General features: G+C 52.3%; 20 protein-coding genes. 14 read left to right on the forward strand and 6 right to left on the reverse strand.

What is annotated here, in order from left to right:
• Positions 1–11: 11 nt before the first annotated feature.
• Entirely contained in the window at positions 12–818 is an 807-nt protein-coding gene (gene xthA, locus NBA72_RS00855) for an exodeoxyribonuclease III (RefSeq protein ID WP_000673954.1), read from the reverse strand.
• Between the two features lie 445 nt (positions 819–1,263).
• Between xthA and astC the strand changes: the two genes are divergently transcribed.
• The 6 genes from astC (at position 1,264) to spy (ending at position 8,112) form a co-directional block, all read left to right on the forward strand.
• Positions 1,264–2,490: a succinylornithine/acetylornithine transaminase gene (gene astC, locus NBA72_RS00860; RefSeq protein ID WP_023226924.1), complete on the forward strand. Its 1,227-nt coding sequence runs from the start codon at positions 1,264–1,266 to the stop codon at positions 2,488–2,490.
• Positions 2,481–3,515, forward strand: a complete 1,035-nt coding sequence (astA, locus tag NBA72_RS00865) for an arginine N-succinyltransferase (protein WP_001263891.1) — start codon at positions 2,481–2,483, stop codon at positions 3,513–3,515. The genes astC and astA overlap by 10 nt, the downstream gene beginning before the upstream one ends.
• Positions 3,512–4,990: a succinylglutamate-semialdehyde dehydrogenase gene (astD, locus tag NBA72_RS00870; RefSeq protein ID WP_042947446.1), complete on the forward strand. Its 1,479-nt coding sequence runs from the start codon at positions 3,512–3,514 to the stop codon at positions 4,988–4,990. The genes astA and astD overlap by 4 nt, the downstream gene beginning before the upstream one ends.
• Positions 4,987–6,330, forward strand: coding sequence for an N-succinylarginine dihydrolase (gene astB, locus NBA72_RS00875; protein WP_000123949.1), 1,344 nt, complete (start codon positions 4,987–4,989; stop codon positions 6,328–6,330). The genes astD and astB overlap by 4 nt, the downstream gene beginning before the upstream one ends.
• Positions 6,323–7,291 carry a succinylglutamate desuccinylase gene (astE, locus tag NBA72_RS00880; RefSeq protein ID WP_042947443.1) on the forward strand — a complete coding sequence of 323 codons (969 nt, stop codon included), beginning with the start codon at positions 6,323–6,325 and terminating at the stop codon, positions 7,289–7,291. The genes astB and astE overlap by 8 nt, the downstream gene beginning before the upstream one ends.
• Before the next feature lie 335 nt (positions 7,292–7,626).
• Positions 7,627–8,112 (forward strand): ATP-independent periplasmic protein-refolding chaperone Spy, encoded by a 486-nt coding sequence (gene spy / locus NBA72_RS00885; protein WP_001229001.1) that lies wholly within the window; start codon positions 7,627–7,629, stop codon positions 8,110–8,112.
• A gap of 74 nt (positions 8,113–8,186) precedes the next feature.
• Here spy and cho read toward each other — a convergent pair whose 3' ends face one another.
• Together cho and nadE are read right to left on the reverse strand one after the other, a co-directional pair.
• Entirely contained in the window at positions 8,187–9,068 is an 882-nt protein-coding gene (cho, locus tag NBA72_RS00890) for an excinuclease Cho (protein ID WP_001518228.1), read from the reverse strand.
• A gap of 120 nt (positions 9,069–9,188) precedes the next feature.
• Positions 9,189–10,016, reverse strand: a complete 828-nt coding sequence (gene nadE, locus NBA72_RS00895; protein ID WP_000174982.1) for an ammonia-dependent NAD(+) synthetase — start codon at positions 10,014–10,016, stop codon at positions 9,189–9,191.
• Positions 10,017–10,234: 218 nt separating this feature from the next.
• Here nadE and osmE point away from each other — a divergent pair, with 218 nt between their 5' ends.
• The 7 genes from osmE (at position 10,235) to chbG (ending at position 16,140) form a co-directional block, all read left to right on the forward strand.
• The gene (gene osmE, locus NBA72_RS00900; protein WP_001039301.1) at positions 10,235–10,576 is read left to right on the forward strand and encodes an osmotically-inducible lipoprotein OsmE; all 342 of its coding nucleotides are present in this window, start codon (positions 10,235–10,237) and stop codon (positions 10,574–10,576) included.
• A 300-nt stretch (positions 10,577–10,876) separates the two neighbouring features.
• The gene (gene chbB / locus NBA72_RS00905) at positions 10,877–11,197 is read left to right on the forward strand and encodes a PTS N,N'-diacetylchitobiose transporter subunit IIB (RefSeq protein ID WP_000412161.1); all 321 of its coding nucleotides are present in this window, start codon (positions 10,877–10,879) and stop codon (positions 11,195–11,197) included.
• Positions 11,198–11,279: 82 nt separating this feature from the next.
• Entirely contained in the window at positions 11,280–12,638 is a 1,359-nt protein-coding gene (chbC, locus tag NBA72_RS00910; RefSeq protein WP_000073064.1) for a PTS N,N'-diacetylchitobiose transporter subunit IIC, read from the forward strand.
• A gap of 50 nt (positions 12,639–12,688) precedes the next feature.
• Positions 12,689–13,036 carry a PTS N,N'-diacetylchitobiose transporter subunit IIA gene (gene chbA, locus NBA72_RS00915; protein ID WP_000459883.1) on the forward strand — a complete coding sequence of 116 codons (348 nt, stop codon included), beginning with the start codon at positions 12,689–12,691 and terminating at the stop codon, positions 13,034–13,036.
• A gap of 10 nt (positions 13,037–13,046) precedes the next feature.
• Positions 13,047–13,889, forward strand: coding sequence for a transcriptional regulator ChbR (gene chbR, locus NBA72_RS00920; protein WP_000983393.1), 843 nt, complete (start codon positions 13,047–13,049; stop codon positions 13,887–13,889).
• 124 nt (positions 13,890–14,013) lie between these two features.
• Complete coding sequence (locus NBA72_RS00925) at positions 14,014–15,369, forward strand: 6-phospho-beta-glucosidase (RefSeq protein ID WP_000078777.1); 1,356 nt, start codon at positions 14,014–14,016, stop codon at positions 15,367–15,369.
• A gap of 12 nt (positions 15,370–15,381) precedes the next feature.
• Positions 15,382–16,140, forward strand: coding sequence for a chitin disaccharide deacetylase (gene chbG / locus NBA72_RS00930; protein WP_000442730.1), 759 nt, complete (start codon positions 15,382–15,384; stop codon positions 16,138–16,140).
• 43 nt (positions 16,141–16,183) lie between these two features.
• Here the strand turns inward: chbG and katE are convergent, their stop codons facing one another.
• Positions 16,184–18,436, reverse strand: coding sequence for a catalase HPII (katE, locus tag NBA72_RS00935; protein ID WP_000019105.1), 2,253 nt, complete (start codon positions 18,434–18,436; stop codon positions 16,184–16,186).
• A 216-nt stretch (positions 18,437–18,652) separates the two neighbouring features.
• Here katE and cedA point away from each other — a divergent pair, with 216 nt between their 5' ends.
• A complete protein-coding gene (gene cedA / locus NBA72_RS00940; protein ID WP_000977510.1) occupies positions 18,653–18,895 on the forward strand; it encodes a cell division activator CedA in 243 nt (80 codons plus the stop codon).
• 102 nt (positions 18,896–18,997) lie between these two features.
• Here cedA and tcyP read toward each other — a convergent pair whose 3' ends face one another.
• Both tcyP and NBA72_RS00950 read right to left on the reverse strand, forming a co-directional pair.
• A complete protein-coding gene (gene tcyP / locus NBA72_RS00945) occupies positions 18,998–20,389 on the reverse strand; it encodes a cystine/sulfocysteine:cation symporter (protein WP_001010662.1) in 1,392 nt (463 codons plus the stop codon).
• A 136-nt stretch (positions 20,390–20,525) separates the two neighbouring features.
• Complete coding sequence (locus tag NBA72_RS00950) at positions 20,526–21,125, reverse strand: metal-dependent hydrolase (RefSeq protein WP_000505804.1); 600 nt, start codon at positions 21,123–21,125, stop codon at positions 20,526–20,528.
• Between the last annotated feature and the right edge of the window lie 101 nt (positions 21,126–21,226).

Raw genomic sequence — 21,226 nt, forward strand, 5'->3', positions numbered from 1 at the left:
AGAAAGCGGAATCAAACACGAAACGTCGCCCAGACCGGCGCATGGTCGGAGGGTTTTTCCATACTGCGAATGTCGTAGTCTATACCGGTTTCTGCGCAACGTTCCGCCAGCGGAGCGCTTGCCAGCAAGAGGTCGATACGCAGTCCGCGATTATCCACGAAACCTTTTGAGCGGTAATCAAACCACGAAAATTTATCCATCGTTTGCGGATTCGCCTGACGGAACGTGTCCACTAATCCCCACTTCAGTAACCGTGACATCCATTCACGCTCCTCCGGCAGGAAGGAACATTTACCGGTACGCAGCCAGCGTTTGCGGTTCTCTTCGCCGATGCCAATATCCAGATCGGTCGGACTGATATTCATGTCGCCCATAATTAATACCGGATTATCGCACTTGAGTTCCGTTTCAAGATAGTTCTGCAAGTTCTGATAGAACTGCGCTTTCGCGGGGAACTTCAACGGATGATCCCGGCTTTCCCCCTGCGGGAAATAGCCGTTAATGACGGTAATATTACCCAGCGGCGAGGGGATTTCCGCCATGATAATGCGGCGTTGCGCCTCTTCGCCATCATCCGGGAAACCGCGTCTGACGGAAATGGGCGTGGCTTTTGTTAGCAGCGCGACGCCGTAATGGCCTTTTTGTCCATGATAGAAAACGTTATAGCCCAGCTTCGCGACCTCTTCGAGCGGGAACATTTCGTCGTGGACTTTTGTCTCCTGTAGGCCGATCACATCGGGCTGGTGTTTTTCGACAATCGCTTCAAGCTGATGGGGACGGGCGCGCAGGCCGTTGATATTAAAAGAGACAAATTTCATAGTCACTGCCACTTTGCAAGGTGAATCGTGTTGGGATGGTAACAGAAATTTTACCGGGTGACTGCCACTCATCGTCAGATTCGGCCAATGGAAGCGTATGGTGTTTTCTATAGCGCGAAAATGGCACAGTTTGCGTGCAGATGCGCCAGAACGGGGCGGTAATTTCCAGTAAATTTCGTATAAGATCACAATTCCAGAATTATATTTGGCAACTGAATAATATTTCGCTTTTTCCTCTTTTTAGCCACCGACTATGCGGGAATATTCACTTTTCATGCGGTAAAAGTGAATATCGCTACGCTGTAACCCATTGATTTACCGTTTATCACTTCTGTTTATGCAATGTTAACGCTGGCTGGCACGAATGCTGCAATCTACATTTACAGCGCAAACACTCATATTAATTAACATATAAATAACTTTATTTTTACCAAAAGAGGTCGCTATGTCTCTGTCAGTTACGCGCGAAAACTTTGATGAATGGATGGTGCCGGTATATGTTCCCGCGCCTTTTATTCCTGTACGCGGAGAAGGCTCACGCCTGTGGGATCAGCAGGGGAAAGAGTATATTGATTTTGCTGGCGGGATCGCGGTCAACGCCTTGGGACATGCGCATCCGGCGCTGCGCGAGGCGTTAAATGAACAGGCGAATCGCTTCTGGCATACCGGGAACGGTTACACCAATGAACCGGCGCTGCGACTGGCGAAAAAACTGATCGACGCGACTTTCGCCGAACGCGTTTTCTTTTGTAATTCAGGCGCTGAAGCAAATGAAGCAGCATTAAAACTGGCGCGCAAATATGCCCACGATCGTGTCGGCAATCATAAAAGCGGCATTGTGGCCTTTAAAAACGCGTTCCATGGCCGCACGCTCTTTACCGTCAGCGCTGGCGGTCAACCCACCTATTCACAGGACTTTGCGCCGCTGCCGCCGGATATTCGTCATGCAGCCTATAACGATCTGAACTCCGCCAGCGCGCTCATTGATGACAATACCTGCGCCGTGATCGTAGAACCTGTGCAGGGCGAGGGCGGCGTGATCCCCGCCACGAAAGCTTTTTTGCAGGGGCTGCGTGAATTGTGCGACCGGCATCAGGCGTTACTGATTTTTGATGAGGTGCAGACGGGCGTCGGACGTACCGGCGAACTGTATGCATATATGCATTATGGCGTTACGCCCGATATCCTGACGACCGCTAAAGCGTTGGGCGGCGGCTTCCCGATCGGCGCGATGCTGACCACGCAAGACTATGCCAGCGTCATGACGCCAGGCACGCATGGCACCACCTACGGCGGTAATCCGCTGGCGACGGCAGTTGCCGGAAAAGTACTGGATATCATCAATACGCCGGAGATGCAAAACGGCGTCAGACAGCGCCACGATGCGTTTATTGAACGTCTAAATACCCTTAATGTGCGTTTTGGCATGTTCAGTGAAATTCGCGGGCTGGGGCTACTGCTTGGCTGTGTGCTACAGACGGAGTTTGCCGGAAAAGCCAAACTCATCGCCCAGGAAGCGGCAAAAGCAGGCGTGATGGTGCTCATTGCCGGTGGCGACGTGGTGCGTTTTGCGCCAGCGTTAAATGTGAGCGACGAGGAGATAGCCACCGGGCTTGATCGTTTTGCCATGGCGTGCGAACGCCTTCAGACGGGAGGCGCATCATGCGGGTGATTCGTCCTGTCGAACATGCGGATATCGCCGCGCTGATGCAGCTTGCAGGCAAAACGGGCGGCGGCTTAACCTCGCTACCGGCAAATGAAGCGACGCTGGCGGCCCGCATTGAACGCGCGCTAAAAACCTGGTCCGGCGAGCTGCCAAAAGGCGAACAAGGGTATGTATTCGTTCTCGAAGACAGTGAAACGGGTGAGGTCGGCGGGATCTGCGCCATTGAGGTCGCGGTCGGTCTTAACGACCCCTGGTATAACTATCGTGTCGGTACGCTGGTTCATGCTTCCAAAGAGCTGAATGTATATAACGCGTTGCCAACATTATTCCTGAGTAATGATCATACCGGTAGCAGTGAGCTTTGCACGCTGTTTCTCGATCCCGAATGGCGTAAAGAGGGTAACGGCTACCTGTTGTCAAAATCGCGCTTTATGTTTATGGCCGCGTTTCGCGATAAATTCAATGAGAAAGTGGTGGCGGAAATGCGCGGCGTCATTGACGAGCACGGTTATTCTCCCTTCTGGCAAAGTCTCGGCAAACGCTTTTTCTCTATGGATTTCAGCCGGGCGGATTTTTTATGCGGTACCGGGCAAAAAGCGTTTATCGCCGAGCTGATGCCCAAACATCCTATTTATACCCACTTCTTATCTGAAGAGGCACAGGCCGTGATTGGCGAAGTCCACCCGCAAACGGCGCCAGCCCGCGCGGTGCTGGAAAAGGAAGGTTTTCGCTATCGCCACTATATCGACATCTTCGACGGTGGGCCGACGCTGGAGTGTGATATTGACCGCGTGCGGGCCATTCGTAAAAGCCGACTGGTGGAAGTCGTGGAAGGGCAACCCGCGCCTGGCGACTATCCGGCATGTCTGGTCGCCAATGAAAACTATCACCACTTTCGGGCCGCGCTGGTGCGTGCCGATCCGCAGACTTCACGACTTGTACTTACCGCCGCGCAGTTGGATGCGCTGAAATGTCGCGCGGGCGACCACGTTCGGCTGGTACGCCTTTGCGCTGAGGAGAAAACCGTATGACGCTATGGATAAACGGCGACTGGATAACCGGTCAGGGCGAACGCCGCCGCAAAACGAACCCGGTGAGCGCGGAGATACTTTGGCAGGGGAATGACGCTAATGCGGCACAGGTCGCCGAGGCCTGTCAGGCGGCGCGCGCGGCGTTTCCTCGTTGGGCCAGACAGCCTTTTGCGGCACGACAGGCTATCGTAGAGAAATTTGCCGCCCTGCTGGAGGCGCATAAAGCCGAGCTCACGGAGGTCATCGCGCGTGAAACCGGTAAACCGCGCTGGGAGGCGGCAACGGAAGTGACGGCGATGATCAATAAGATTGCCATCTCGATTAAGGCTTACCACGCCAGAACAGGCGAACAAAAAAGCGAACTTGTCGATGGCGCCGCGACGTTGCGCCATCGTCCTCACGGTGTGCTGGCGGTATTCGGCCCTTATAACTTTCCCGGCCATTTACCGAATGGTCATATTGTGCCCGCGTTGCTGGCAGGCAATACGCTGATCTTCAAACCTAGCGAGCTAACGCCATGGACCGGGGAAACGGTAATAAAACTCTGGGAACGGGCCGGGCTACCGGCAGGCGTTCTTAATCTGGTGCAGGGCGGCCGGGAAACCGGACAAGCGCTGAGTTCGCTCGACGATCTCGACGGACTGCTGTTTACCGGCAGCGCCAGTACCGGATATCAGCTTCATCGCCAGCTATCCGGCCAGCCGGAAAAAATCCTGGCCCTTGAAATGGGCGGAAACAATCCGCTCATTATTGAGGATGCGGCAAATATAGATGCGGCGGTACATCTGACGCTGCAATCGGCGTTTATTACCGCCGGACAGCGCTGTACCTGCGCGCGACGCCTTCTGGTAAAACAGGGTGCGCAGGGAGATGCATTTCTGGCGCGGCTGGTTGACGTCGCCGGACGTCTGCAGCCCGGCAGATGGGACGACGATCCGCAGCCGTTTATCGGCGGACTGATTTCAGCGCAGGCGGCACAGCATGTGATGGAGGCCTGGCGTCAACGAGAGGCATTAGGCGGTCGCACGCTACTGGCGCCGCGGAAGGTCAAAGAGGGAACCTCTCTGCTGACGCCTGGCATCATTGAGCTGACCGGCGTCGCGGATGTGCCGGATGAAGAGGTGTTTGGTCCGCTGCTGAACGTCTGGCGTTATGCGCATTTCGATGAGGCGATTCGTCTGGCGAATAATACCCGTTTTGGTCTGTCGTGTGGGCTGGTGTCGACGGATCGCGCGCAGTTCGAACAGCTCTTGCTGGAGGCACGGGCAGGGATCGTTAACTGGAATAAACCGCTCACCGGGGCAGCGAGTACTGCGCCGTTTGGTGGTGTCGGCGCGTCTGGCAACCATCGGCCCAGCGCCTGGTATGCCGCCGATTATTGCGCCTGGCCGATGGCCAGTCTGGAATCTCCCGAACTAACGTTGCCTGCGACATTAAGCCCCGGCCTCGACTTTTCTCGCAGGGAGGCGGTATGACGGCGCATGAAGTTAATTTTGACGGGCTGGTGGGGCTTACGCACCATTATGCCGGGCTATCCTTCGGCAATGAGGCATCGACCCGCCACCGTTTTCAGGTGTCGAATCCTCGTCTGGCAGTAAAGCAGGGGCTGCTAAAGATGAAGGCTTTGGCGGATGCCGGCTTTCCCCAGGCGGTGATCCCGCCGCATGAGCGGCCTTTTATTCCGGCGTTGCGTCAGCTCGGCTTCACGGGTAGCGATGAGCAGATTCTGGATAAGGTTGCGCGTCAGGCGCCACGCTGGCTTTCCAGCGTGAGTTCCGCGTCGCCAATGTGGGTTGCGAATGCGGCGACGGTTTGCCCATCGGCAGACGCGCTGGACGGGAAAGTTCACCTGACGGTGGCGAATTTAAATAATAAATTTCATCGCGCTCTTGAGGCGCCTGTTACCGAAGCGCTGCTACGCGCCATATTTCGCGATGAAAGTCAGTTTTCAGTGCATAGCGCGTTACCGCAGGTCGCATTATTGGGAGATGAAGGCGCGGCGAATCATAACCGTCTTGGCGGCGAGTATGGTTCGGCAGGCGTTCAGCTTTTTGTCTATGGGCGCGAAGAGGAGAATGAAATACGACCCGCTCGTTATCCGGCGCGCCAGAGCCGCGAAGCCAGCGAGGCCGTGGCGCGTCTTAATCAGGTGAATCCGCAACAGGTTATCTTCGCTCAGCAAAACCCGGAGGTCATCGATCAAGGCGTATTCCATAATGATGTCATCGCCGTTTCGAATCGACAGGTATTGTTTTGTCACGAAGCGGCATTTGCCCGTCAGAAAGTGCTCATTAATCAGTTGCGTACGCGCGTTGACGGTTTTATGGCGATAGAGGTGCCCGCCGGAGAGGTTTCTGTATCAGATGCTGTGGCGACCTACCTGTTTAATAGTCAGTTGTTAAGCCGTGACGACGGCTCAATGCTGCTAGTGTTGCCGCGGGAATGTCAGGATCATGTCGGCGTCTGGCGCTATCTGAATAAGCTGGTGGCGGAGGATAACCCCATCAGCGCGATGCAGGTGTTTGATTTGCGAGAAAGTATGGCTAACGGTGGCGGGCCGGCCTGTCTGCGATTACGCGTGGTGTTAACAGAAGAAGAACGACGGGCGGTGAATCCAGCGGTAATGATGAATGACGCTCTGTTTACGGCCCTTAACGCGTGGGCGGATCGTTATTATCGCGATCGCCTGACCGCTGCCGATCTGGCCGATCCGTTATTATTGCGAGAAGGCCGGGAGGCGCTGGATGTGTTAACGCGTCTGCTGGATTTGGGGTCGGTTTATCCTTTCCAGCAAACGGGGGCGGCTGATGGATAACTTTCTGGCGTTGACGCTAAGTGGCACGACACCACGGGTGACGCAGGGGAAGGGCGCGGGTTTTCGCTGGCGCTGGTTAAACCATGGTCTGCTTGAACTCACGCCCGATGCGCCGGTCGACCGCGCGTTAATTCTTTCTGCGGGGATACACGGCAATGAAACCGCGCCGGTCGAGATGCTGGATAAGCTGCTGTCGGCGCTGTTTTCAGGCAGCTTAACGTTAACGTGGCGAGTGCTGGTGGTACTCGGCAATCCGCAGGCGCTGGCGGCGGGAATACGCTATTGTCACAGCGATATGAACCGTATGTTTGGCGGGCGTTGGCAGTCCTTTGCCGAAAGCGATGAAACGCGGCGGGCGCGTGAGCTGGAGCTAAGTCTGGAGACCTTCTTTTCCTCTGGTCAGGCGCGGGTACGCTGGCATCTGGATCTGCATACCGCCATTCGTGGCTCGCATCATTTGCGTTTTGGCGTATTGCCGCAGCGCGACCGCCCGTGGGAGGCGGATTTTCTGGCGTGGCTGGGCGCGGCAGGACTGGAGGCGTTGGTATTTCATCAGGCGCCAGGCGGTACGTTTACGCACTTTAGCTCTGAACATTTCGGCGCGCTTTCCTGTACGCTGGAGTTGGGAAAGGCGTTGCCGTTTGGGCAAAACGATCTGACGCAGTTCAGTGTAACCTCGCAGGCGTTGTCGGCGCTGCTGAGCGGTGTCGAAACGTCAACCTCGTTTTCGCCGCCGCTACGCTATCGGGTGGTGTCGCAAATCACGCGTCACAGCGACAAGTTCGCGCTTTATATGGATGCGCAAACGCTGAATTTTACTGCCTTTGCGAAGGGAACGTTGCTGGCCGAGGAGGGGGATAAGCGCGTGACGGTGACGCATGACGTTGAATATGTTCTCTTTCCTAATCCCTCTGTCGCCTGCGGATTGCGGGCTGGATTAATGCTGGAAAGACTTCCCTGATAAATGTCCCTGTAAGCTCACGTTAGGATTACAGGGATGATTTGGGACACAGTTTCATGCTATTACGGATTATTCCTGGAGAATTGCTTTATTAATAAGCGTTGCTGCGTTATAGTTCTGCATAATTTCTGCTATATCATGCTGTTGTATATTTCTCTTTCAACTCTGCGCAATTTATTCTTTTTTTCTTCACAATTGGCGAAAAAGTGTTTTTTATACTTTCATTGTTTTACCGTTGTTATGACTAATTGACGCTAAGACGGTTAAAGTTAATCACGACAACACGGCGCTGTTTTAAATATGCCGTAAAAATAACTGAAAGGAAGGATGGAAATATGCGTAAACTGACTGCTCTATTTGTTGCCTCTACCCTGGCGATGGGTGCTGCGAATCTCGCTCATGCCGCTGAGACTACCACCGCCGCGCCAGCGGATGCGAAGCCAATGATGCAGCATAAAGGTAAATTTGGCCCACATCACGATATGATGTTTAAAAACCTGAACCTGACAGACGCACAGAAGCAACAAATTCGCGACATTATGAAAGCGCAGCGCGAGCAAATGAAACGTCCGCCGCTGGAAGAGCGTCGCGCCATGCATGATATTATTGCCAGCGATACCTTCGATAAAGCCAAAGCCGAAGCGCAAATTACGAAAATGGAAGCGCAGCGCAAGGCCAATATGCTGGCGCATATGGAAACCCAGAATAAAATTTATAACGTTCTGACACCGGAGCAGAAAAAGCAATATAACGCTAATTTTGAGAAGCGTCTGACAGAACGCCCGGCGCAAGAAGGTAAAATGCCTGCTGCGGCAGAATAACTTTCCGCATAATTTAAGACCGCCGGTCTTGTCGACAACACAATCGTTGAGGTGGACAGGATCGGCGGTTTTCTTTATGACTGGCGACAGTCGGTGTGCAGTTCGATGATCTCATATTGACCTGACATTAGTGGCTTACAGAGAATTTTATAGCCATCCTGATCAAAGCCCGCAGGGGTGCGCACCAGGGTGGCGGCCTCATCCAGCGAGGGTACCGCCCCCAGCCATAACCAGTTGTTGATAATGTGGAACTGGGTCATTTGTGGGCGGCTCTCTTTTAACGCGATAGCGCCTTTCCAGGGCCAGCAAACCACACGTAACCGTTCCAGTGAGGCCTGCAGACGAAGAAAATGCGCCTGCGGGGTTTCTTGCCCACAACACGCGCCAGCGCAGCGCTTCAGCGCGAAACGAAAACAGGCGCGCCCACGGCTTACCGGTTCAAGCCCCAGCAGGCCATAACACAATTTTTGTTCATCGGCGAGGTTCTGTAAGCTTTGCAGCGCTGCCCGACGGTTGGCGAAGAGCCCAAACAGGTTCGGCTCATGGGAAAAATCGACGCTGCGGGCGGAAACGACCTCAATCTTTTGTTCGCTCAACTGTAGAGAGCAAAGCTGGCGATTACGCCGTAACCGCTTGTTAAACAGCGGCTGTTGTTCTTTGATCAGCCGCGCCTCCAGCAGCAACGCGCCCATTTCCCCAGCGGTGCAGATCCAGCTTATCCGCCGCGCCTGTCGCAGCATAGCGGCCTCGTCAGGCGTTCGCAGATGTGAGAGCACCCGGCTGCGAATATTTACGCTTTTACCGATATAAAGCGGCAGCGTATCGCTTTCGCTATGAAATATATAGACGCCCGGTAAGGCTGGCGCTTCGCTGAGGAAAGGACGTAAATGTTCTGGATATTCGTAAATGGCCGCTGCTTCAAACTCAAGGCGGGGGGCTGATTGACGCCGTACCACAGTGATCTCCGTTAACTGGTTATTCATCCAGTATAACAGCGGATGGGTGATTAAAAAAGAGGCTGGGAAGAGAGGCGGCCGGATAGACGAGCGATATCCGGCACAACAGTAGAAGTACGCTTACTTTTTCCAAAAGTCGTCGAATACCGTAATCGGCAAACGGCGCTTATGTTCAGTTTTTACATACCAGCCTTCGATAGTTTTAGCGATGGCGGAGTCCAGCGTTTTGCCTTCCAGGTAATCGTCAATATTGTCATACGTTACGCCCAGCGCGGCTTCATCAGGCAGTGAAGGGCGGTCGTCTTCCAAATCGGCGGTGGGGACTTTTTTATACAGATGCTCAGGACAGCCCAGCGCTGCGAGAAGCTGTTTGCCCTGGCGTTTGTTAAGGCGATGAAGCGGGTTAATATCGGTACCGCCATCGCCATATTTGGTGAAGAACCCGGTTATCGCTTCCGCCGCATGGTCGGTGCCCACCACGACGCCGTGAGTCATACCGGCGATGCTATATTGCGCTTTCATTCGCTCACGCGCTTTTTCATTGCCGCGAACAAAATCGCTCAGCTCAATTCCCGCTTCGCGCAGCGCCTGCTCGCTGGCGAGGACGGCGCCTTTAATATTGACGGTGAGTACTCTGTCCGGCTGAATAAAAGCAATGGCGTCCTGGCAATCCTGTTCATCGGCCTGCACGCCATAAGGCAGACGAACGGCGATAAACTGCAGCGCATTATCACCGGTCTCTTCCCGCAATTCGGCGATAGCCATCTGGCTGAGTTTCCCGGCCAGCGTCGAATCCTGCCCGCCGCTGATGCCTAACACCAGCGATTTCAAAAAGGGATAGGTTTTCAGATACGCTTTAAGAAAATCCACGCTGCGGCGAATTTCTTCTTCAGGGTTGATATGCGGTTTCGCGCCAAGCGCCTGGATTATCTCTTGCTGCAGAGTCATTTAACCCCCTTCGACATTAAAAAAATGAATCTTTACCCTGTTAAAGCTAACCCTTCGCCGCTGAAACGACAAGGTTTGGCGGGCTAAGCGGTGTTTAAAACAACATATCGCTGCGTTAGAGAATTTTCCGAAAGACTTTTTGTGGCGGGTCGCGGCTTGAAAAATATTCTGATGTATTCCAGGCTTACATAACACGCTGATAAACAAGAGGACGGAAAATGAACAAGAACGTAGCAGGAATTTTAAGCGCAGCGGCGGTAATGACTATGCTGGCAGGCTGTACGGCGTATGATCGTACAAAAGACCAATTTGTTGAGCCTGTCGTTAAAGATGTTAAAAAAGGAATGAGCAGGGCACAGGTTGCGCAGATTGCGGGCAAACCGTCATCTGAAGTGAGCATGATTCATGCGCGCGGTACCTGTCAGACCTACATCCTGGGTCAACGTGATGGTAAAGCGGAAACCTACTTTGTTGCGCTGGATGATACCGGGCACGTGATTAACTCCGGCTACCAGACCTGTGCGGAGTACGACACTGACCCACAGGCGCCGAAGCAGTAACAACTGTACATTGCCTGAACATTCAAGGAAACCGGCCTGCGAGCCGGTTTTTTTGTGCCTGCCATAACCTTATTTATTATCGCGAATTATTTGCCCGAAATGTGAGGGGGGTCATAACGCCAGGTCAATGAGAGACAATTTAGTGGGTCAAGGAAATACCATCCGGCGGTCCGATCCCGTATACTCATTTCAGCCACCTAAAAAAGTAAATCCGGTTACGCAAGTCGCCCAGAGTATGGATGCAGGTTGAGGCTTGCGGCGTATCTGGTTGACAGATAATCGCACATGAGGAAGGTTTTTATGGAAAAGAAACACATTTATCTGTTTTGTTCTGCGGGCATGTCAACATCGTTACTGGTATCAAAAATGCGCGCTCAGGCTGAAAAATATGAAGTGCCGGTGATTATTGAAGCATTCCCTGAAACCCTGGCCGGTGAAAAAGGCCCGGCAGCGGACGTCGTGTTATTAGGCCCGCAAATTGCTTATATGCTCCCCGAAATTCAGCGTTTATTACCCGGTAAACCGGTAGAAGTCATTGATTCAATGTTGTACGGCAAGGTAGATGGTTTAGGCGTGCTTAAAGCTGCGGTAGCGGCAATTAAAAAAGCCGCCGCGAATTAATTATTTTTTAATTTTTCCCGTCAAAGAGTTATTTCATACACTAACCGCAATATTTTATTGCGGTATTTAAGGGTATTTTTCTATGAGTAACGTCATTGCTTCACTTGAAAAGGTACTCCTTCCTTTTGCTGTAAAAATAGGAAAGCAGCCACACGTTAATGCAATCAAGAACGGCTTTATTCGTTTAATGCCATTAACCCTTGCGGGGGCGATGTTTGTATTAATTAATAACGTTTTCCTGAGCTTTGGGGAGGGGTCGTTTTTTTATTCCATGGGCATTCGGCTTGATGCCTCAACCATTGAAACACTTAATGGATTGAAAGGCATCGGCGGGAACGTCTATAACGGCACATTGGGCATTATGTCGCTCATGGCGCCATTTTTTATCGGCATGGCGCTGGCGGAAGAGCGCAAGGTTGATGCGCTGGCCGCCGGATTGCTTTCCGTGGCGGCATTTATGACCGTAACGCCGTATAGTGTCGGCGAGGCCTATGCCGTAGGCGCTAACTGGCTGGGTGGTGCAAATATTATCTCCGGTATTATTATTGGCCTGGTGGTCGCGGAGATGTTTACATTTATTGTCCGGCGCAACTGGGTGATTAAGCTACCGGACAGCGTACCGGCTTCGGTGTCTCGTTCATTCTCAGCATTAATTCCCGGCTTTATTATTCTCTCTATTATGGGGATTATTTCCTGGGCGCTGTCTAATTACGGTTCTAACTTCCATCAGATTATTATGGACACTATCTCTACGCCGCTGGCATCGCTGGGTAGCGTGGTAGGGTGGGCATATGTCATTTTTGTACCGCTGCTGTGGTTCTTTGGTATTCATGGTTCGCTGGCGCTGACCGCGCTGGATAGCGGCATCATGACGCCCTGGGCGCTGGAAAACATCTCTATTTACCAGCAGTATGGCTCCGTCGATGCGGCGCTGGAAGCCGGTAAAACGTTCCATATCTGGGCGAAACCGATGCTGGATTCTTATATCTTCCTCGGTGGCAGCGGCGCAACGCTGGGTCTGATCATCGCTATCTTCCTGGCATCCCGTCGCGCGGACTATCGCCAGGTGGCAAAACTGGCGCTGCCGTCAGGTATCTTCCAGATTAACGAACCCATCCTGTTTGGCCTGCCGATTATTATGAACCCGGTGATGTTTATCCCCTTCATTCTGGTACAGCCGATTCTGGCGGCGATTACGCTGGTGGCTTACTATTTGGGTATTATTCCGCCGATTACCAATATTGCGCCGTGGACCATGCCAACCGGGCTGGGGGCGTTCTTTAACACCAACGGCAGCGTTGCCGCATTACTGGTTGCGCTATTTAACCTGGCGGTCGCTACCCTGATTTATCTCCCCTTCGTGGTGGTGGCTAACAAAGCGCAGAACGCCATTGAGCAGGAAGAAAGCGAAGAAGATATCGCTAACGCACTGAAATTCTAAACTCCGCGTCGGCATGGGATGCCATGCCGGGCTGAATCAGAGGAAAGACTATGTTTGATCTTGAAAATGTTGTAGATAACCAGACAGCGGCTGAGGAACTCGAAGAAGTCGTTATGGGGCTTATCATCAATTCTGGTCAGGCGCGCAGCCTGGCATATGGCGCGCTCAGAAAAGCGAAAGAAGGCGATTTTGAGGCGGCGAAAGCGATGATGGACCAGTCGCGCATAGCGCTCAATGAAGCGCATCTTGTGCAGACAAAACTCATCGAAGGCGATCAGGGCGAAGGCAAAATGAAAGTCAGTCTGGTCCTGGTTCACGCTCAGGATCATTTGATGACCTCAATGCTGGCTCGTGAACTGATCGCCGAGTTGATTGAGCTCCATGAGAAACTGAAATAACAGGGGGCGGATGATGCAGCTACAGGTTAACGCAACGGAAATCAAAACGGTTTATGAGCAGCAGCTCTTCAATGGCAAAAATTTCCATGTGTTTATCTATAACAAGACGGAAAGCGTCACCGGGCTGCATCAGCACGACTACTATGAATTTACCCTGGTATTAACCGGACGTTATTACCAGGAGATCAACGGGAAGCGTGTGCTGCTGGAACGTGGAGATTTTGTTTTTATCCCGGTGGGGTCGAATCACCAAAGTTTCTATGAGTTTGGCGCAACGCGTATTCTGAACGTAGGAATTAGTAAACGTTTTTTTGAACAGCATTATCTTCCGTTACTGCCGTTTTGTTTTGTGGCATCGCAGGTATATAGGGCGAATAGCACCTTCCTTACCTATATTGAAACGGTGATTGCGTCGTTGAATTTTCGCGGCAATGGGCTCGACGAATTTATCGAAGTGGTGACATTTTATATTATAAACCGCTTACGTCATTACCGCGAAGAGCAGGTTTATGATGATATTCCACAATGGCTGAAAGCAACCGTGGAGATAATGCATGATAAAACGCAGTTTGGCGAACATGCGCTGGAAAATATGGTGCGCCTGTCGGCAAAATCCCAGGAGTATCTGACGCGCGCCACCCGACGTTATTACAGCAAAACGCCGATGCAAATCATTAATGAGATTCGCATTAATTTTGCCAAGAAACAGTTGGAAATGACCAACTATTCGGTTACGGATATTGCTTATGAAGCCGGGTATAGCAGTCCAAGTCTGTTTATTAAAACGTTTAAGAAGATGACCTCATTTACGCCGAATAGTTATCGGAAACGATTGACGGAAATTAATGAGTAACGGTTTGCATTGCTCGATTAATTACATTTCACGCTTGCCCCAATAGCGCGGGGAACGTCACGCTATTTCTTACGAGCGGGCATAGCGTAATACATATCAGTGTCATACACTGAAGGGAGATATTATGAGCCAGAAATTAAAAGTCGTCACTATTGGTGGCGGGAGCAGCTACACCCCTGAATTACTTGAAGGCTTTATTAAGCGCTACCATGAATTACCTGTCACCGAATTATGGCTGGTTGACGTTGAAGACGGGAAAGAGAAGCTGGGCATTATTTATGATCTCTGCCAGCGAATGATTGATAAAGCAGGCGTTCCGCTAAAATTGTATAAAACGCTGGATCGCCGGGAAGCGCTGAAAGACGCTAATTTCGTTACTACCCAGCTACGCGTTGGTCAACTCAAAGCCCGTGAACTGGACGAGCGTATCCCGCTTAGCCACGGCTATCTGGGGCAAGAAACCAACGGCGCTGGCGGTTTATTTAAAGGGTTGCGTACCATTCCGGTTATTTTTGACATCATTAAGGATGTTGAAGAATTATGTCCGAATGCGTGGGTCATTAACTTTACTAACCCGGCGGGGATGGTGACGGAAGCGGTTTATCGTCATACCAACTTTAAAAAATTCATCGGCGTATGTAATATTCCTGTCGGCATGAAAATGTTTATTCATGACGTGCTGGCGCTGAATGAGAATGACGATCTTTCCATTGACCTGTTTGGTCTAAACCATATGGTCTTTATTAAAGATGTGCTGGTGAATGGCACCTCACGGTTCGCAGAATTACTGGATGGCGTGGCGTCCGGTCAGTTGAAAGCGTCAACCGTAAAAAATATCTTTGATCTGCCGTTTAGTGAAGGATTGATTCGCTCGCTGAACATGCTGCCGTGCTCTTATTTGTTGTATTACTTCAAGCAAAAAGAGATGTTGGCGATTGAAATGGGCGAATATTACAAAGGCGGCGCGCGCGCTCAGGTCGTACAGAAAGTGGAGAAACAACTCTTCGACTTGTACAAAGATCCTGAGCTAAACGTGAAGCCGAAAGAGCTTGAGCAACGCGGCGGCGCTTATTATTCCGATGCCGCTTGTGAAGTCATTAACGCTATTTATAATGACAAGCAGACTGAGCATTACGTTAATATTCCACATCATGGGCATGTCGAGAATATCCCGGCGGACTGGGCGGTGGAAATGACCTGCATTCTGGGACGCAATGGCGCGACGCCGCACCCGCGTATCACCCGTTTTGACGAAAAAGTGCTGGGGCTTATCCACACGATTAAAGGATTTGAGGTCGCGGCCAGCAATGCGGCGCTGAGCGGAAACTTTAATGATGTTCTGCTGGCGCTTAACCTGAGTCCGCTGGTGCATTCCGACCGCGACGCAGAAGTCCTGGCGCGTGAGCTCATTCTGGCGCATGAAAAATGGCTGCCTAATTTTGCCGCTTGCATCGAAGCGCTGAAAGGTAAGCACCACTGACAGAGGTAGGCTATGGAACGCGTGTTGATTGTGAATGCCGATGATTTTGGCCTGAGTAAAGGGCAAAATTACGGCATTGTTGAAGCATATCGCAACGGCGTTGTGACCTCCACGACGGCGCTGGTCAATGGCGAGGCTATTGATCATGCGGCGCAGCTTAGCCGCGAGCTGCCTGCGCTTGGGGTGGGAATGCATTTTGTTTTGACGTTAGGCAAACCGGTGTCAGAGATGCCGGGCCTGACGCGAGACGGCCTGTTGGGGAAATGGATCTGGCAAATGGCGGAGGAGGATACGCTTCCGCTGGATGAAATTGCGCATGAACTGGCGTGTCAGTATCAGCGTTTCATCGACGTATTTGGCCGCGAGCCAACGCATCTCGACAGCCACCATCATGTGCATATGTTCCCGCAAATTTTCCCCATCGTCGCTCGCTTTGCGGCGCAGCGCGGGATTGCGTTACGTATTGACCGCCAGACGGTGTTGAACGCCGACGATCTGCCGTCGGATTTGCGCAGCACTCAAGGATTTAGTAGTGAATTTTACGGCGAGGAGATCACCGAAGCGTGCTTTTTACGCATTCTGGATGCCTCGGCGCATCGAGGAGAAGCCTCTCTGGAGGTGATGTGTCATCCGGCGTTTGTGGATAACATTATTCGCCAGAGCGCCTATTGTTACCCCCGCTTAACTGAACTGGAGGTGTTGACGTCTGCGTCACTCAAGGCAGCGATTGCGGAACGTGGATATCGTCCTGGCAGTTTTCTTGATATTTAGCTCCTGAGTTTGCGGCGCAAGAATGCGCCGCATTTTTTGCCGTTTATGCAGGAATCGCGTTAATTTTCCCCGCACGCGACCAGACACGGTGTGCCGCCATCAGCGTCAGCAGAGTGTCCATAAAGTGGTGGTCAACGTTATCTGCCTCAACAAGTCCTTCTTCCCCCTGGCTATCAATGTTTAAAAGCGCCTTAAACCGTCGGGCGTCGCCTGCCAGTGCGATGGGCTTCAGATGTTTGTAGGCTTCCAGAAGGTAGTAACGGGCATCGCCGCAACTCTCGATATCGGCAATATTGCCGCACGGTACTATTACCGCATCGACCGTTAGCGACGGCGCGCCGGCAAAGGTTGCCGCAATAGTTAATGTTGAACCGTCATCAGCCGTTACTTCACCCATCCGTGAATAGAGCAGTTTTGCGTGGACGCCTTTGGCTTTTAAAGCCTGCAAAATGGTCAACAGTTCGGCGGCGTTAACCTTGTCGTTCAGCAGAATAGCGACCACTCGGCCTTTAACATCGCCGTCCGGCACCGCATACAGGCTGAGCGCCGGATCTTTTTTCAGACCATTGACATCAGGAGGCGGGGCAATTTGCGTTTGCTCATGGGTGAGTGCAAAACCGAGATTATGCGCGACGCCCTGAGCCAGCGTGACATCAATATGCGCTAACTGATCGACCACCCGCTCCCGAATATACGCGCGGGCGACTTTACCCAGCTCAAAGCTGAACGCGTCAATAATATGCTGCTGCTCTATCGGCGTCTGACTGAGCCAGAACAGGCGAGGATGCGAGTAATATTCACCAAAAGAAGGGCTGCGTTCGCGGATTTTATTGCCATCCACGCGTTCCTGGTATGATTCGAAGCCGCCGCGTTTTGGCGCTGGCGGCGTTTCGCGCGGCCAGTTGTCATTAATGGAGTTCGGTTCATAGTTCGCCGGATTGGTGTCGATATCCATCCGGTGCATACCGTCACGCTGGAAGTTATGGTAGGGGCAGGTAGGGCGGTTAATCGGAATTTCGTGGAAGTTTGGCCCGCCCAGACGACTGATTTGCGTGTCGGTATAAGAGAACAGACGCCCCTGTAACAGCGGATCGTTGGTAAAATCAATGCCGGGAACAATATGTCCTGGATGAAATGCCGCCTGTTCGTTTTCAGCGAAAAAGTTATCCGGATTACGGTTTAACACCATTTTGCCGACGCGTTGTACTGGCACCAACTCTTCCGGAATCAGTTTGGTCGGATCGAGCAGATCAAAATCGAATTTAAATTCATCCTCTTCGGCAATGAGTTGTAGGCCCAGCTCGTATTCCGGGAAATCGCCCGCTTCGATGGCCTCCCACAGATCCCGGCGGTGAAAATCCGGATCGCGACCGGTCAGTTTTTGTGACTCATCCCATACCAGCGAGGCTTTACCTGCCAACGGTTTCCAGTGGAAACGGACAAAGGTCGCTTTCCCTTGTGCATTGATCAGACGGAAGGTGTGAATGCCGAACCCTTCCATCGTCCGATAACTCCGTGGAATACCGCGATCCGACATTGCCCACATGACGTTGTGCAGCGTCTCAGGCTGTAAGGAAACATAGTCCCAGAAGGTGTCGTGCGCGCTCTGCCCTTGCGGAATAGCCCAATGTGGTTCGGGCTTAACGGCGTGCACAAAATCCGGAAACTTATGCGCATCCTGGATAAAAAAGATCGGCGTGTTATTACCGACGAGATCGAAAATTCCCTCTTCGGTATAAAATTTGGTCGCAAAACCGCGGATATCACGTACGGTATCAGCAGACCCCGCGCCGCCCTGTACTGTCGAAAAGCGAACAAAGACCGGGGTAATTTTCTGTGGATCGCACAGAAACGCGGCTTTCGTGATGTCGCTCAGGTCTTTATATGGCTGGAAATAGCCGTGCGCTGCAGATCCGCGGGCGTGAACGATCCTCTCCGGGATACGCTCATGGTCAAAGTGGGTAATTTTCTCGCGCAGGATAAAATCTTCCAACAGCGTAGGGCCACGGCTGCCGGCGCGAAGAGAATTTTGATCGTCGGCGATGCGCACGCCCTGATTGGTGGTCAGCGCATAATTTTCGCTGCCTTTACGAAAGGCGTCGAGGGCGGTGAGCTTATCATTCGCGGTCTCGGGCGCTTTTAAGCTGCCGGGGGCCGTTGGTTGCGCGCCCGGCGGCGTCGGTTCTGGCGTGGGGCGATGTGAACCGTCTGACGGCGCCAGGGAGTCCAGGCCGGGCTGTGATTCACGGGTATCATGCACGGGGGACTGATGGGGGGATTTCTCATTATGCGACATTGAACTCGTCTCCTGCTTTCATCACTGAAATGGGCGTGGTAGTAGTCAAAATCACTCTAACTATAGAACATTTCAGCAATTATGCCGGGGGAGAGCGGAACAGCAGACAGGGTATAACAGGGAAATCGCACGCGCGGAACAGGACGTCGGGGGCGAAGATCGGCTAAAATAGTGTTTTTCTGATTTTTAGCCTTAGCCTCTTTTAGTGAAGCATTAATGATGAAACCTCTTCGCCAGCAAAATCGCCAGATTATTAGCTATATTCCGCGTGTTGAACCCGCGCCGCCGGAACATGCGATAAAAATGGATACGTTTCGCGACGTCTGGATACTGCGCGGTAAATATGTTGCCTTTGTTCTGACGGGGGAGTCATTTCAACGGTCGCCCGCCTTTAGCGTGCCAGAATCGGCGCAGCGTTGGGCGAATCAGGTTCGCCAGGAAAACGAAATCGCTGACTAAGAAAAAAACAAAACGCCGGTACTGGAGACCGGCGTTTTTAGTGACAGACATTTTGAGTTGCCGATCGTCGTGTCTCAGACGATGTGAACTCCCGATAATGTATTATCGATGCGCCAGTTCAGCGTCTTCTTCGCTATCGAGAATGGTTTTATCGGTCTGCTTCAGCCACTGGCTGGTCAGCGTACCCGCGGTCATTGAGCCGCTCACGTTCAGTGCGGTACGGCCCATATCAATCAACGGTTCGACGGAGATTAACAGCGCGACCAGCGTGACCGGTAAGCCCATGGCAGGCAGCACAATCAGCGCGGCGAAGGTCGCGCCGCCGCCAACGCCGGCAACACCCGCCGAACTTACGGTAACGATACCCACCAGCGTGGCTATCCATACGGGGTCTAAGGGGTTGATGCCGACCGTCGGCGCAACCATTACCGCCAACATCGCAGGATAAAGACCGGCACAACCGTTTTGGCCGATGGTCGCGCCAAAAGAGGCAGCGAAGCTGGCGATGGACTCCGGCACGCCCAGGCGGCGGGTTTGCGCTTCCACATTAAGTGGAATGGAGGCGGCGCTGGAGCGGCTGGTAAAGGCAAATGTCAGCACCGGCCACACCTTGCGGAAATATTTCAGCGGGCTAATCCCGTTCACGCCCAATAGTATGCCGTGAACCACAAACATTATCGCCAGACCAAGATATGACGCTACCACGAAGCTTCCAAGCTTAATGATGTCCTGCAGATTGGAGCCAGCAACCACTTTCGTCATCAGCGCCAGTACGCCATAAGGCGTAAGTTGCATCACCAGACGCACCAGCTTCATCACCCAGCTTTGCAGGGTATCGATAGCAACAAGCACACGCTCGCCTTTTGGCGCATCATCTTTCAGCAGTTTAAGCGCGGCCACGCCCAGGAATGCGGCGAAAATCACCACGCTGATAATAGACGTAGGATTGGCGCCAGTCAGATCCGCAAACGGATTTTTCGGTACAAAAGACAGCACCAGTTGCGGCACGCTGAGATCGGCCACTTTGCCGACATAGCTCGTCTCAATGGCATTCAGACGCGCGGTTTCCGCGCCGCCCTGAACCAGACCTTCCGCCGTCAGTCCGAACAGATTGGTGACCAGCACGCCCACCAGCGCTGCGATAAGGGTAGTAAATAGCAGTGTGCCGATAGTCAGAAAACTGATTTTCCCCAATTGAGAGGCGTTATGCAGTCGTGCCACGGCGCTTAAAATAGAGGCGAATACCAGCGGCATCACAATCATTTGTAGTAATTGCACATAACCGTTGCCGACAATATTGAACCACTGAATGGAGTCTTTTAACACCTGACTGTCAGCGCCATAAATGGTGTGCAGGGCCAGACCAAAGACCACGCCCATCACAAGGCCGACAAGCACTTTTTTAGCCAGACTCCACTGTTTATGACGGGCCTGCGCCAGTACAAACAGTAGAATGACGAACACCGCAATGTTCGCAATTAATGGAAAATTCATCCCCGTTCTCCTGATTTTTTTATTATGAAGCGCTGTGTTTTAGCGATTCTGTTCGCGCAAGATTAGCAGAACTGTGAGCTGGCTCTTATATTCAAATGGAATGGTTTATACCAAAAATGACTTTGGCGTTGATTTACTAATCAATCTGGTGATTTATAAAACGATTGAACTGCATTTGCAGGATAGTGATCATCTGCGAAGACCAGCGTATGACGTTGTTTTCCGGCATGGACTGCGGCATCCACACCGCCCAGGCAAACAACGCCATACATAAAAATCGCTCCAGTTGATTGCCTTTGCGCGGCGCCAGAATAGGCAGGCGGAAACGCCAGCGGCACGGCCACAGTAAGGGAACGCCTGCGGGGGTGAGCATATCCGCGACGATATGGCTTAAATAGCCGAGTACCATGCCTTGCAGCGCATCCGCCGGGATAATCCACGTATCCGGAACCTTGAGATAAAAGGTCGCCAGTAGGGCAAAGACCGCCAGCAGACTATGGGTAAACCCCCGGTGACCGAACGCGCGGGCGATCGGTTTCGATACCCATTTCAGGCGCTGACCAAGAAAAGATTTGGGGTGGTCGATATCCGGCAGCAGACAGGTCAAAATAGCCGAAGGAATAATATGCCACCAGTCGCCGTGCGCAAGGACGGGCGTTAACTCGGCATTCTTGGCGAAAACCGCGCTGGCTATAGAAAAAAGAAGGTGTCCTTCCGCCGTCATGATAAAACCCATCAAACTGTCAATTCATACAGTATAGGGTTTTTATACAGTAGGCGGAAGTGGTGACGTTGTAACTCTTTGTCTCTGTCAAAGCCGCTTGCCGTCTGGTTCAG

The organism is Salmonella sp. NW1250 (genome assembly GCF_051812965.1).
GTDB classification, from domain to species: Bacteria; Pseudomonadota; Gammaproteobacteria; order Enterobacterales; family Enterobacteriaceae; genus Salmonella; species Salmonella enterica.